Source organism: Thioalkalivibrio sp. ALJ4, assembly GCF_000377225.1.
Lineage (GTDB): Bacteria > Pseudomonadota > Gammaproteobacteria > Ectothiorhodospirales > Ectothiorhodospiraceae > Thioalkalivibrio.
On the sequence record NZ_KB897917.1, the window covers coordinates 296,665 to 310,664 of the forward strand.

At 63.0% G+C, this 14,000-nt stretch carries 10 protein-coding genes; 6 read left to right on the top strand and 4 right to left on the bottom strand.

Going from position 1 to position 14,000, the window contains the following annotated elements:
- Window positions 1–28: 28 nt before the first annotated feature.
- On the bottom strand, window positions 29–349 hold the full coding sequence (locus tag C936_RS0101505) for a hypothetical protein (protein ID WP_018649122.1): 321 nt from the start codon (window positions 347–349) through the stop codon (window positions 29–31).
- A 339-nt stretch (window positions 350–688) separates the two neighbouring features.
- The gene (locus C936_RS14985) at window positions 689–2,098 is read right to left on the bottom strand and encodes a HEPN domain-containing protein (protein WP_196800027.1); all 1,410 of its coding nucleotides are present in this window, start codon (window positions 2,096–2,098) and stop codon (window positions 689–691) included.
- Window positions 2,099–2,515: 417 nt separating this feature from the next.
- Here C936_RS14985 and C936_RS0101515 point away from each other — a divergent pair, with 417 nt between their 5' ends.
- A complete protein-coding gene (locus tag C936_RS0101515; protein WP_038038568.1) occupies window positions 2,516–2,929 on the top strand; it encodes a (deoxy)nucleoside triphosphate pyrophosphohydrolase in 414 nt (137 codons plus the stop codon).
- A complete protein-coding gene (locus tag C936_RS0101520) occupies window positions 2,926–6,126 on the top strand; it encodes a DUF3427 domain-containing protein (protein WP_018649125.1) in 3,201 nt (1,066 codons plus the stop codon). Before C936_RS0101515 ends, C936_RS0101520 begins: the two co-directional genes overlap by 4 nt.
- A gap of 43 nt (window positions 6,127–6,169) precedes the next feature.
- On the opposite strand, the gene galE is transcribed toward C936_RS0101520, so the two are convergent.
- Together galE and C936_RS0101530 are read right to left on the bottom strand one after the other, a co-directional pair.
- Window positions 6,170–7,222, bottom strand: a complete 1,053-nt coding sequence (gene galE, locus C936_RS0101525; protein ID WP_018649126.1) for a UDP-glucose 4-epimerase GalE — start codon at window positions 7,220–7,222, stop codon at window positions 6,170–6,172.
- A gap of 60 nt (window positions 7,223–7,282) precedes the next feature.
- A complete protein-coding gene (locus C936_RS0101530) occupies window positions 7,283–7,864 on the bottom strand; it encodes an ElyC/SanA/YdcF family protein (RefSeq protein WP_018174991.1) in 582 nt (193 codons plus the stop codon).
- A 518-nt stretch (window positions 7,865–8,382) separates the two neighbouring features.
- On the opposite strand from C936_RS0101530, the gene C936_RS0101535 reads away from it, so the two are divergent.
- The 4 genes from C936_RS0101535 (at window position 8,383) to prsR (ending at window position 13,983) form a co-directional block, all read left to right on the top strand.
- The gene (locus C936_RS0101535) at window positions 8,383–9,021 is read left to right on the top strand and encodes an XrtA/PEP-CTERM system exopolysaccharide export protein (RefSeq protein ID WP_012983857.1); all 639 of its coding nucleotides are present in this window, start codon (window positions 8,383–8,385) and stop codon (window positions 9,019–9,021) included.
- A 133-nt stretch (window positions 9,022–9,154) separates the two neighbouring features.
- Window positions 9,155–10,549 carry a TIGR03013 family XrtA/PEP-CTERM system glycosyltransferase gene (locus C936_RS0101540; protein ID WP_018174992.1) on the top strand — a complete coding sequence of 465 codons (1,395 nt, stop codon included), beginning with the start codon at window positions 9,155–9,157 and terminating at the stop codon, window positions 10,547–10,549.
- 3 nt (window positions 10,550–10,552) lie between these two features.
- Complete coding sequence (gene prsK / locus C936_RS0101545; protein WP_018174993.1) at window positions 10,553–12,619, top strand: XrtA/PEP-CTERM system histidine kinase PrsK; 2,067 nt, start codon at window positions 10,553–10,555, stop codon at window positions 12,617–12,619.
- A gap of 26 nt (window positions 12,620–12,645) precedes the next feature.
- Complete coding sequence (gene prsR, locus C936_RS0101550) at window positions 12,646–13,983, top strand: PEP-CTERM-box response regulator transcription factor (protein ID WP_018174994.1); 1,338 nt, start codon at window positions 12,646–12,648, stop codon at window positions 13,981–13,983.
- The last annotated feature ends 17 nt before the right edge of the window (window positions 13,984–14,000 follow it).

Genomic DNA, 14,000 nt, shown 5'->3' on the forward strand with positions numbered 1-14,000 from the left:
GCCGGCAGGACCAGCGGCCCAGGCCCGCTCAGTCGTGCACGATGATGCGGGAACCCGCGGCGTCGATATCCACGCGCGAGCTGGAGTAGGCACAGGCCTTCGCGACATCTTCCAGCGCGGGCATGTCATTGATCTCCGCCAGACGATGCAGCAGGCTGCTGCCTTCGCAGTCACGCGGCATGCCGTTGTCGTCCAGCGTGCAGCCGAATTCGCCCTCGTTCACCGACCAGTCCATGTCGGCCGGCATCTTCAGCACCACCGGCTCCTCGTGCATCACCTGGAACTTCGCCCGCATGGCGTTCTTGCCGTCCTGCCAGTCGAGGACCGGCATGTTGTCTACGCTGCGCATGGTGAGCCTCCTTCGCGATTCCGCGAGGTTGCAACGGATTTCGCCGGGCCGTTCCCTGCCCTTTCCTCTGACGCTAGACCCCCTCCATTGCAGCCGTCAAAGGTTACCCTGGAGGCGTTGGGGAACTGGTCAATCCGATCGCTCATCAAGCGAATAGTGGAATGCTTCAGCACGAGGGGCGCCGCAGCGTAAACGGGAGGGTTTGCCCCCGAAGATACTCATAATCTCGTGGCCTCAAATGCCGCGTCCAAAGGCCCGCACCGGCCCCTCCCCCTAGAAAAGCGCTTTTAGGTCCGATGCTTACCGTGGCTCGACCCCGTCGCCGAAGGTCGCAGCGGGTCAAACGTCACCTGCAACGTTTTTTTCGATTTCACGTTTCTTCCCCGCAATAGCTTCCGAAGTGCTGCAAATCTGATGTACGTCATCTTGGGAGAATCCCACCATCCGACAAAAGTGGATTTGCAGCAGTAGCTCCAGGGCCAAGCAGAGATTATGCATTTCGGAGCCAGATGCAGCTAAATCTTTAAGGCTTTCATCATAATGCGTCAGGTAGTTTCGAGTGGTTACAATCTTAGAGATTAAATATTTGACCTTCGACTTTCCGCCGAAAATTTCTTCGTGTCCAGAAAATAGTCTCTTGAGACGCTGCCTCAATGAAAGTTCGTTACCGTATTGGAGCCTGGCTTGTACCCACCACTGAAATTTTTGGGGAACACCTTCCATGACAGCAGCAGAAAGCTCGGCGTACTCGTCTTTTTCATAAAACACGTCCGTAAACATCTTCCGGTGGAGCGTCTCAACAGCCTGGGCGAGCATTAAGTATCGGTTTTCAAGATACAACTGCCTCGGCGCTCTAGTCGCGAAGTACAGATTGAAAGCCGAATCGAACTTTTCATAGCTATCAAACCAAGTTTGTACCGCGTTCGAAAACGTTTCCGATATTGCTTTGAAATCAAAAAGAACAAAAGGACGAGATAGGCGGGCATGATCTACTTCTTGGCTCCGCTCCAGGTTCATATAGATTTCGATAGGCGTCCTCTTCGTTTTTTCTCCCTGCTCTTCGGTGAGATCTTTCCGGTAACCCGTAATTGAATGAATGGGGAGGGTTCGATCACAGGCGAGCGAGGCCAAATCCGCGAGCTTGAATATGTATGAGGTCGCTTGGCTCACTAATTTAGGCTCAGGGAAATTCCACTCAATGAGCGTTCTTTGAGTGACTTTGGCTTCACGAAATTGGCCCGGCGACGGTGCGGTCCAAGCAAACTTGAATTCTATGGTGCCATCTTTGAGCGGCCACTTGGGTGATGGCGGGGGCTGGTAGTCGATTGACACGCCGGGATTTTTGCCGACACGCAGTTCGACATTAATAGGGCTGTAACGAATCCATTCGTCTAAGGCGGTGGAATGAAAAGAAATGGCATCAAACGCAACTTGCTCGGCGGCGGAGAAGTGAGCTCCGATATACATCCGATGGACGTGTATCTGTGCGACAGCAATGCCAGGAAAGCTGAAGTTTCTCTTTCGGTAGAAGCAATCGTCTAGAGTGACAAATTTTCCATTTGAGCTGACGCCCAAGATTCGGGGAACGGTCCCGTCATCTTGTTCAATGGGTTTGCCAGAAAGCGTTCCAAGTATTTCGAGCTCAATAGATCCATCTTCGGTGCAGAGGCATTTTCCGGAAACCTTGGTTTCCTCATTGCCGGGCAGCCAAAAGAGGCCGTGAATCTCAGGCGGTGAGAGAGTATTCATGGAATATAAGAGTAAGTCAGACTGAAGCTGTGATATTCGTGATATGTGGATTCTGCATACTGTCCTAGCGTTCTCCTGGCGCTGATACACGGTTACTGCTTAACCATGGTTGTATCATGGTAATAGACGTCGCGTCGAGTGGCAGGGTTCCCACCCGCTTGGATGAACAATATTCCGCTCGTTGTCAATGGCTTATATCTGCCCTCGCGTCCATCGCAGTTGAGACGCAGGGGCCGACGTTAAAGGCTTGCGGGTGGACTGATTCGGAGCGAGACGTGGAAAACGGAGGCTCGGGCGTGACAGAGCTTGGTGCTATACAGAATCGGTATATCACCGTTATCGCGGAATTGGCGTGACGGGAGGAGTCGTGGCGCCGTTGCCTGCTAGGATCCGACCAGGGGAAATGGAGAGTCAGTGTTGGCAACGCTCATAGAAGCGAATCAGGGTGTGGTGGTCTGCGGCATTCTGGAGGATGCGCAAGGACGGATCTTTCTGGCGCGTCGCGGTGGCGATCAAGCGCTGGCGGGGTATTGGGAATTCCCCGGCGGCAAGGCGGAGCCGGGTGAGAGCCTGGAGGCCGCGTTGTGCCGCGAATTTCGTGAAGAGCTGTCGATGGAGCTCCGAGTGGGCGAAAAGATCGGGCGCACGCCGATTCCGAATAAAGAAGGCATGGAGTTGGTGGCGCTGCGGGCGTGGACGGAGGACGAGAGTCCGGTGCTGACAGTGCACGATCGGTGGTGCTGGGTGTCGCCTATGGAGGCTCGCGGGCTGGAGCTCGCGCCTGCGGACATCCCGTTGCTCGAAGCCTTTATTGCTGCACGTTCCGAATGAGCCGAGATAGTGCCGCCAAACCCCTGTCCGGCGCCCAATGGGTCGGTTTGCATGAACGGCTGGATACGCCGCGGGTGCGGCAAGCGCTCGAGGCCCTGGGTCTGGAGGACCGCGCGCGCTGGAGCCAGGGCCTGGAGGGCGACGACCTTGGGATGGCCCTTGCGGCCGAACTGGCCCAACGGCTGGCGGAGCGAGCCGGAGAGCTGCGGGAAAAGGGGCATGAGGACTGGGTGCGGGCCGTGCAAGGGCTGGCGGATGCACTGGCGGCGGCGGGGCATCCGCTGTCCGGGATTGAGGAGGACCTGCCGCAGCCGCCGTTTCGGCAGTTGCTGGAGGTGCGTTCCCCGTCGGCTGATCAGGTTGGGCAGCAGGAGACGCCACGGCCGGATGTTCCGCTGGCTCTGTCCAGCCTGCTCACCGGTTCAGATCGCACACCGAGTCTGGTCACGCAGATCGAGAAGGAGCTGGCCAGTGCGGTGCGTGCCGATTGGTTGGTGTCCTTCATCAAGTGGAGTGGCATTCGCGCCCTGCGCGAGACGCTGAAGCGCTTTACCGAAACCCCGACCGCCGATGGTTCTCCCAGGCTGCGGATCGCGACGACCTCGTACCTCGGCGCCACGGATCTGAAGGCGATCGACTTTCTGCTGAGCCTGCCGAACACCGAGATTCGGGTCTCGTACGACACCCACCGCACGCGACTGCATGCCAAGGCTTACCTGTTCCATCGGAGCACGGGGTTTGGCAGTGCCTACATCGGCTCGGCGAATGTCTCGCGGGTGGCGATGGATGAGGGGCTGGAGTGGACGGCCAAGGTCAGCGAATACGAGCTGCCGCATATGTGGCGACAGATCCAGACCTCGTTCGAGGCGCATTGGGCAGACCCGGCGGAGTTCGAACCGCTCACCAAGGATGACCTCCCCCGCCTGCAACGGGCACTGGAGTCGGAATCCAGCTCGGGGCACGGGGCGCAGAAAGACGCCACCGCGTTCTTCGACCTGCGGCCGTATGCCTTTCAGCAGGAGATCCTGGAGGACATCCAGCGCGAGCGCTGTTCGGGGATCGACCGCCATCTGGTGATCGCCGCCACCGGGACCGGCAAGACCATGATCGCCGCGTTCGACTATCGCCGGTTTGCGCACGAGCAGGCGGATAAGGGGCGCCCGTCGCTGCTGTTCATCGCCCACCGCGAGGAGATCCTGCGTCAGGCGATGGCCAGCTTTCGGCAAGTGTTGCAGGACCACGAGTTTGGCGACGTGCTGGTGGGCGGGGCGCGTCCGAGTCAGGACCGCCACCTGTTCTGCACGGTGCAGAGCTGGAATGCACGGGACCTCGATCGCCTCGACCCGGCGCATTTCGATTACGTGGTGCTGGATGAGGCGCACCACAGTACTGCCGGCAGCTACCAGCGCATCCTCGAGCATGTGCGGCCTAAGTGCCTGCTGGGCCTGACGGCGACGCCGGAGCGCACGGATGCCGACGATATCCGCAAGCACTTCGGGCAGCGCTATACCCATGAGATCCGCCTGCCGGATGCGATCGAGCGTCGGTTGCTGGTGCCGTTCCATTACTTTGGCGTGGCCGACCATGAGTCCGTGGATCTGAGCCGGGTGAGCTGGCGGCGCGGGGGCTATGACGCCGAAGAACTGGAAGGGGTGTTCACCGGCAATCGGGCGCGCGCCGATTGGGTGCTGCGGCAGGCGCAAGAACACGCGACGGATCTCGGCTCGGTTAGGGGCTTGGGTTTCTGCATCAGCTGCGACCATGCCCGATTCATGGCCGAGCATTTCTCGGCCAAGCAGGTGCCCAGCGCGGTGCTGACTGGCGAAAGCCCGGATCACGAGCGGCTTTCGGTACAGCGCGATCTGCGCGCGGGGCGCATCCGCTTCATCTTTACGGTGGACCTCTACAACGAAGGCGTAGACCTGCCGGAGGTGGATACCGTTTTGCTGCTGCGCCCGACCGAGAGCCTGACGGTCTACCTACAGCAGATGGGCCGCGGCCTGCGCTTGCACGAGGGCAAGCCGCACCTGACCGTGCTGGATTTCGTCGCACCGCAGAATCGGCGTTTTCGTTATGCCGCTCGGTTCCGGGCCCTGAGCGCGCGGCCGGAGAAGCGGGTGGATCACCAGATTCAGGAAGGCTTCCCTTGGTTGCCCAGCGGCTGCCTGATCCACCTCGACCGCCTGGCCACCCAGCACGTGCTCGACAACATCCGTGCGCAGATCAACCGCCAGCGACCGCAGCTCGTCCGCGAGCTGAAGGACTGTTTCCGGGAGGACATCGACTCCGCCAGCCTGCCCAAGATGCTGGACTGCCTGCATATGGATAAAGCGGAAGACCTGCTGCGCAAGGACCTGCCCTCCCGGCTGCGCGCGGACTGCGGAGGCGAGTCGACCGAAGCGCTGGGACCCTATGCCAGCGGCCTCAAACGCGGGCTGCAGCGCTTGGCGCGGTGTGACGATCACCAGTTGCTGGAAACCCTGCAGACCCATCTGGCGCAGCCGGCCGCGAACGTGGAGCAGCTTGCCGAAGAAGATCGGCTCCGGCTGGCCCTCGTCCACAGCACGCTATGGGGCAAGACGCGGCCGGGGGACGGGGACCTAACCGCCGTCGACGCCTTCGTCCGCGAACAGCGCCCCCTGTACCGGGATCTCCAGGAAGTCGCCGCCTGGCGACACGAGCGTATCGTCCCCGCCAGCGGCATCAGCTTCCCGGAGCAGACGGGGCCGCTGGAACTGCACGCGTCCTACACCCGCGAGCAGATCCTGCTGGCGCTGGGACTTGGCAGCCTGGAGAAGCCGATCACCCAGCAGGAGGGTGTCCGGCACGTACCCGATCGACGCGTGGATGCGCTGTTCGTCACCCTGGAAAAATCCGAGCAGGAGTTCTCACCCACCACCATGTACGAGGACTACGCCCTCAACGAGCGGCGTTTCCACTGGCAGTCGCAGTCCGGCACCTCCCCCACCTCGGAGACCGGGCAGCGCTACATCCACCACGAACAGCTCGGCTACACCCCCATGCTGTTCATTCGGCGGGCCAAGCGTGATGCGACGGGCCTCAGTGAGCCATTCACCTTCTGCGGCCCGGTACGTTACCAGCACCACGAGGGCAGCAAGCCGATGAGCATCATCTGGGAGCTGGAGTACGAGCTGCCCGCCCGGCTCCTGCACCTCGCCCGCCGTACGGTCCTGTAACGGGAGAGGCTGCCCGCTTGAGGACGGCCGCCTCGACGGAGGATCAGGGGGCGCTGTAGGCGTGGGCGGTGGTTTCCGATATGGCCAGGGGGTGGAGTCGGACGGCCATCGGGGGCGCCGCTGCGGTGGTCATGCGGCGTTCCCAGGTGAGGGCGTGGCGGACGATGAGGTCCAGGTCGTCGTATTCGGGGGACCAGGCCAGCAGGTCGCGGATGCGGGACGCGTCTGCGGTCAGGGCTGGCGGGTCTCCGGCGCGGCGGGGGCCATGGATGACGGGGAATCGGTAACCGCTGATGCGCTGCACGGACTCGAGGACCTGCAACACGCTGTAGCCGTGGCCATAGCCGCAGTTGAGGGCCTGCGAGGAGCCGCCCGCCACCAGGTAGTCCATCGCGCGCAGGTGGGCCGCGGCAAGATCCTCGACGTGGATGTAGTCCCTTACGCAGGTGCCATCAGCGGTCGGGTAATCGGTCCCGAAGACGGTGATGTTATCTCGCTCGCCCAGGGCGGCCTGGCAGGCGACCTTGATCAGGTGGGTCGCGTTGGGAGTGGCCTGGCCCAGCGTCCCGTCAGGGGCCGCGCCGGCCACGTTGAAGTAGCGCAGGCAGACGTAACGCAGATCACTCGCCTGGCCGAAGTCGGCGATCATCCGCTCGGACATGACCTTGGAGGCGCCGTAGGGGTTGATGGGCAGCAGCGGGCTGGTTTCGTCGACGGGGTTTTGTGCCGGGATGCCGTATACCGCGGCGGTCGACGAAAAGACCAGGAAACGCACGCCTGTCGCCTGACACCCCTCCAGGAGGTTCAGGGTGTTACGGGTGTTGCTGCCGTAGTATCCGAGCGGATCGGCCAGCGACTCCGGGACGACGATCCTGGCGGCGAAGTGCAGGACGCCGTCGAACGCATATTCCCCGAGGACACTGTGCAGGCGCTGGCGGTCGGCCATGTCGCCAACGATCAGCGCGGCATGCCCAATGGCCCAGCGGTGCCCCGTGCTGAGATTGTCGTAGACGACGACATCGTGACCATCGGCCAGCAACTGGCGCACGACATGTGAACCAATATAGCCCGCTCCACCGGTTACCAGGATTTTCATCGTCAAACCTTCGCTTCGTCGTTGATCGAACGGCTGTACATAAATGAGTGGCGTGCCGGGCTATTCGGGCCCGTACTGCCAGCGATACCAGGCCATGCCCCAGTACTCGTGCAGCGCGAGCCAGCTGGCCCAGAGCGCACTGGCCTGTGGGCGGAAGGCCTCCAGGGACCAGCCGCTATCACGCGGCACAAAGGCACCGGTCGGGGCCGGGATAATCTCCAGGCCCGCGCGCTCGAATGACCAAGTGGCGCGCGGCATGTGATGGGCATGGCTCACGAGTGCCACGCGCTCGATCCCCTCTGCATGCAGCTGCTCGGCGGAGTGCCGGGCATTGGTCCAGGTGTCGCGCGCATTGGGTTCCCGCAGGATCGGGTGGACGCCATATTCCTTCAGTACCTCTGCCATGTAGTCGGCTTCTGGAACTCGCTCCTCGGGGCCCCCGCCCGAAACCATCACGGGCAGCCCGGTGCGGTGGTGCAGGTACGCCGCGTAACGCAGGCGCACCAGTGCCAGGTCGTGGACGGTCTCGCCCGAGAACTCCTCGGCTCCACTGCGATACCCGGCCCCCAGCACCACAATCGCTTGTGCGTCCGCCAGCTGGTTGTCGTCCGGCGGCGCAAAACCCTCCTGTAAGGGCTTCATGAGTGCGTAACTAAATACAGGAGTAGACAAGGAATAGCTCAATAGAAGGCCGATTACCAACAGCACTTTTCCAACATTTGTGCGGTAAATAATCCACCCGACAATGGCAAGTATGAGAGGACCGGAAGGAGGCAGAAGAAGCCAATTGGCTAGCAGACGCAGAGGGATGGGGTCCAACGTTTTTCCCCGGTAGTAGACGCAAAATCAAGGACCCTATTTTGGGCCCACCAACGGGATTTGAAAGGACCAAATAAACCGAACGGAAAACACCCCATCGTCAGTCTAAAGACTGATGGTCTGGGCCGGGTGCCACGTCTAACATCGATTATCCAGGGGAATAGCCAATACTAACTAAGTGCTTGCTATTGCCCGCACCGTTTCGAGGCTAAACGGAGACGGGTCCGGGCACGATCAGGGCCGGGTCCGGGTTTCGCCGGACAATGAAGTCGGCGGTGTCAAATTGGACTGACTCAAGGAAGCGGAAGCGTTTCCTTACACGCCCAAAGGGGAGACAAGCGATGACCGTCAAGACCAGCCCACAAAGTGCTTTTATTGTTCTCATTTTGTCCCTGGCATTCGTCCTGGTGACGACCAGCGCCTGCACCACCACGCCCTATCCGGATGCCCCCTCGACCGTGGAAAAAACGGTGGTGGACCAGTACATCATCGGTCCCGGAGACACGCTGAATATCGCGGTCCGCAACAACCCGGATCTGTCCACCGCAGTGGCGGTGCGGCCGGATGGCCAGATCACCACGCCGCTGGTGGAAGACGTGCAGGCCAGCGGCAGAACCCCCAGTGAGCTGGCGCGGGACATGGAAGACAAGCTCTCCGACTTCCTCCGCGACCCGATCGTGACGGTGATGGTGACCAGTTTTGCTGGCCCCTATGCCCGCCAGGTGCGCGTGATCGGCCAGGCGGCCGAGCCTCAGGCGCTGCAGTACCGCGAAGAGATGACCGTGATGGATGTGATGATCGCGGTCGGCGGGATTACTGATTTCGCGGCCGGCAATCGCGCCGTGCTGGTGCGCAACGAAAACGGCGAACGCCAGCAGTACCGCGTCCGCCTGAACGACCTGATCTACGGGGGCGACATCTCGGCCAACGTGGACATGTTGCCGGGCGACATCCTGATCATCCCGGAACGCCGCTTCTGACCGGTGCGGGCACGGCAAGGCCTCTTGCCGCGCCCGCAGGTTACAAGCCGAGCGGACAACCCGGTTTCGGGAAAGAAACAGGCATCGATCGCCTCCCCGGCTCTGGGGGAGGTGACCGGGGGGCATCTTGAGCATGCGCATACTTGGACATTACGTATCGCGACGGATCCTGGCGCTGGTGGGGCTGGAGCTGGTTGCGATCTACATCGCGCTCTACCTGACGCTCGCCCTGTTCGCCCTGTCGCTGGGCCCGGTCGACCCCTGGATGCCGGAACTCCTGATCGCCGTGGCGGTGGTGCTGTTCGCGGTGATGCTGGTGGGGCTTTACGAGCAGGAGTGCCTGGCAAGGTTCAGCCTGCGATCCGCTGTGGTGCGCCTGGGCGGGGCTCTGGTCCTGGCGGGTGGCGCGCTGGCGATCTACGGGTTGCTCACGGCCAGCAGCGTACTGACACCGACGATCGTGGGCAGTGGCGCGGTGATCCTGCTGGCAAGCCTGACGGCCGAGCGCAGCCTCTTTCGCGGGCTGTCGGAGACCGATGCCTTCAAGCGGCGCATCCTGGTCCTGGGCACGGGCAGCCGTGCGCGCTCACTGGAGGTACGCCATGCCGGACCCGACGGGGGCGATGCCACCTATCAGGTCGTCGGCTATGTGGCGACCGAGCGCGAGACCGATCGGCTGGTGGACCAGCAACGACTCCGGGTGCTGGACGACAAGACCAGCCTGCTGGATGTGGCGCGCTCGCTGCGGGTGGAGGAGATCGTGGTGGGCATGCGCGAGCGCCGCGAGAACCTGCCGATCAACCAGCTGCTGGAATGCAAGCTCAACGGCATTCGCATCACGGACCTGTCGACTTTCTTCGAGCGCGAGGACCGCCAGCTCCAGCTGGACGGGATCAACACCAGCTGGCTGGTGTTTGGCGGGGGCTTCCGCCAGCACCGCGCACGCGCCGTGGTCAAGCGCAGCTTCGATCTACTGGCGAGCACGGCCCTGCTGGTGGCAACCCTGCCGGTGATGCTGCTGACCGCGATCGCCATCAAGCTCGACAGCCCGGGGCCGGTCCTCTACTGGCAGACCCGGGTCGGCCAGGGCAACACGCCGTTCGAGATCTGCAAGTTCCGCAGCATGCGCATGGATGCCGAGGGGGACGGCGTGGCCCGCTGGGCCAGCGGCGACGACGACCGCATCACGCGTGTGGGCCGGGTAATCCGCAAGCTGCGCATCGACGAACTGCCGCAGATCATCAACGTGTTTCAGGGGCGCATGTCGTTCGTGGGGCCGCGCCCGGAGCGCCCGGTGTTTGTGGAGCAGCTCAGCGAGCAGATCCCGTATTTCCTCGCGCGCCACAGCATCCGCCCCGGTATCACCGGGTGGGCGCAGGTGCGCTACGCCTACGGCGCATCGGTCGAGGATGCCCGGCAGAAGCTCCAGTACGACCTGTACTACGTCAAGAACCACAGCCTGTTCATGGATCTGATGATCCTGTTCGAGACGGTCCGCGTCGTCCTGTTTGGCCGCGGGGCCCGCTGAGCCATGAATCTCGCCGCGCCCAGCTATCTCCTGGCCGCCCTCGCCTTTCTCGTCCTGGTGGTGCTGGCCCTGTGGACCTGGCGGCAGCGCCCGGGGAGCCTGTGGGTCGCGGGCGCGGCGCTGCTGTCGGTGATCTGGGCGCTGCACATGGCGCTCGTGGCGCACGAGATCGGCGAGGCACCGGTCTCCGGCGGGGCCTTCGAGGTGCTGCGCAACGCCGGGTGGTTCGCGGTCCTGTTCGCCCTGCTCGCGCGCCGCGGCGAGCCGAGCACGCGCCCACCCGCACCCTTGCGCACGGCGATGATCGTCACCGCCGCGCTGATGTTCGGCGTGTTCGCTGCCCTGGCACTGCCGCTCCCGATAACCTATGGCGCCTGGGTGGGCACTGCGATGCTGGGCATGGCGGTGCTGGGCCTGGTGCTGGTCGAGCAGGTCTTTCGCAATACGCCCCTGCAGCGGCGCTGGGAGATCAAGTTCCTGAGCCTGGGCCTCGGGGCGATGTTCGCCTTCGATCTCTTCCTGTTTGCCGATCTCGTACTGTTCGGGGCGATCAACAGCCCGGCCTGGCAGGCCCGCGGCCTGGTCAATGCGCTCATCGTGCCATTGCTCGCGATCTCGCTGGCGCGCCGGCCGCTGCAGGCCCGCGAGGCCCCGGTGGTCTCGCGCCACCTGCTGTTTCACACCGCGGCGCTGATCGGCGCCGGGCTTTATCTGTTCGCCATCGGGGCCGCCGGGTACTACCTGCGGCATGTCGGGGGCGATCTGGGTGCCTTCCTGCAGGTAGTGTTTCTGTTCGGCGCGGCGTTGCTGCTGGCCGTCATCGTCGCCTCGGGCAGTCTGCGGTCGCGTCTGCGCGTCTTCCTGGCCAAGCACTTCTTTCGCTACTCGTTCGATTACCGCCAGGAGTGGCTGCGGTTTACCGGAACGCTCTCGGCCGAGGATGACGAGATCCCGTTCCGCCAACGCGCCATCCAGGCGATCGGCGAACTGGTGGACAGCCCTGGGGGGCTGCTGTGGGTGCGCGACCGCAACGGCCCCTACGCCCTGGAGGGGGTACTGAACCTGGGCGATCCGAGTTATCCCCCGGAGGAGCCCGACGGGGCACTGGTGGAGTTCGTCGCGCGCACCGGCTGGGTGATCGACCTCAACGAATACCGCCGAGACCCCGAGCTGTATCAGGGCCTGCAACTGCCCGAATGGCTGGCGCAGAACACGCGCCTGTGGGTGGTGGTGCCGCTGCTCAAGGGCGAGCGTCTGCAGGGGTTCGTCGTGCTCGCCCAGCCCCGCGCGCCGCGCAAGATCGACTGGGAGGAACGCGACCTCCTGAAGACCGCCGGGCGCCAGCTCGCGGTGTATGTCGCGCTGGTGCAGACCGACGAGGCCCTGCTGGAGGCCCGCCAGTTCGAGGCCTTTCACCGACTGGCGGCGTTTCTGGTGCACGACCTCAAGAACGTCTCGGCCCAGCTGTCCCTGGTGTGCTCCAACGCGGAGCGTCACCTGTCCAACCCGGACTTTGTCCGCGACGCCCTGAACACGGTGAGCAATGCCCGCGACCGGCTGGAGCGGACCCTGGCCCAGTTGCGCCACGCCCAGGCCACGCCCGACACACCGAGCCGCATCATCCCGCTGGATCGGCTTCTCGCCGAGGTCTCCGAGGCCAGCAGCCACCGCTCGCCCCTGCCGCGGCTCGACCTGCGCGAACCCGCGGCCGTCATCGGGGACCAGGAGGGACTTAAAAATGTACTACTCAATCTTGTAAGAAATGCTCAAGAAGCTACGCCGGATGACGGCTCAATCAATCTCAATCTTTACACCGAAGGGGGTTGGGCTATTGTTCAAATTGAAGACACGGGGAGCGGTATGGAGCCGGCTTTTCTAAAAAATCGGCTCTTCAAGCCCTTTCAAACCACCAAGGGAAATGCAGGGATGGGGATTGGTTTATATGAGGCGCGGGATCGAGTTTTGCGCATGGGAGGACGCATCACCGTCGACAGCGAGGCCGGCGTCGGAACGATCTTTACCCTGAAGCTCCCCTTGCAGATGGCACCGGCCATGGCTGAACCGTCATGAAGGCCGCAGGTGATTGCGAGGGTTCCATGCTGAAGCTTCTCATCGTCGAAGACGATCAGGGTCTGCGCAACCAGCTGAGCTGGTGTTTTGAGGGATACGAGATCCTGGAGGCCGAGGACCGCGAAAGCGCCATGTCCAGGATGCGGCGCCATCAGCCGGAGCTGGTGACACTGGACCTGGGCCTTCCGCCAGACCCGGCCAATGCTTCCGAGGGCCTGGCCCTGCTGCAGGACATCCTGGCGATGGACCCGGAGACCAAGGTCATCGTTGTCACCGGGAATGACGATCGCGAGAACGCGCTCAAGGCCGTGGCCCTGGGCGCCTACGACTACTACATCAAGCCGGTCGAATCCGACCTGCTGCGGATGATCGTCGATCGCGCTGCCCACCTGTACGGCCTCGAGGCGGAGAACCGCAAGCTGGCGCGCAAGCCCGGGGCGTCCCTGAGCGGGGTCATCACCGCCGACCCGGGAATGCTGGATGTCTGCCGGGTAGTCGAGCGTGTCGCACCTTCGGACGCCACCGTGCTGCTGCTGGGCGAGAGTGGCACCGGGAAGGAGGTGCTGGCACGCGCGCTGCACGACCTGAGCGGGCGCGCGGATGAACGCTTCGTGGCGATCAACTGCGCGGCGATCCCGGAGAACCTGCTGGAAAGCGAACTGTTCGGGTACGAGAAAGGCGCCTTTACCGGGGCCACACGGCAGACCATCGGGCGCATCGAACACGCCAACAACGGGACCCTGTTCCTGGACGAGATTGGTGACCTGCCGCACAGCCTGCAGGCCAAGCTGCTGCGCTTTTTGCAGGAGCGCAAGATCGAACGCCTCGGCGGTCGCAGCGAGATCCCGGTCAACGTGCGCATCATCGGCGCCACGAACCAGGACCTGAAGGCGCTGATCCAGCAGGGCGAGTTCCGCGAAGACCTGTATTACCGCATCAGCGAGATCTCGGTCTCGATTCCTCCCCTGCGCGAGCGCAAGGGGGATGCAACGCTGATCGCGCACTACCTGCTCGACCGCTTCACCCAGGATCAGCGGCGGCCGCGCCGCGGCTTTACCCAGGACGCCACCCACGCGATCGAGTCCTACGACTGGCCGGGCAACGTGCGCGAGATGGAAAACCTGATCCGCCGCGCCGTGATCATGGCCGACAGCCAGTTGATTACCGCAAAGGACCTGGGCCTGGAGCCGCCCGAGGGCGAGGCCCCGGCGGTACGACTACGCGATATCCGCGACAGCGCAGAACACGAGGCCATCCTGAAGGCGATGGCCCGCAGCAAGAACAACATTGCCCAGGCCGCCGACCAGCTCGGAATCACACGGCCGACGCTCTACAGCCTGCTCGACAAATTTGGCCTGAGGTAAACCCGCCATGAAGACTC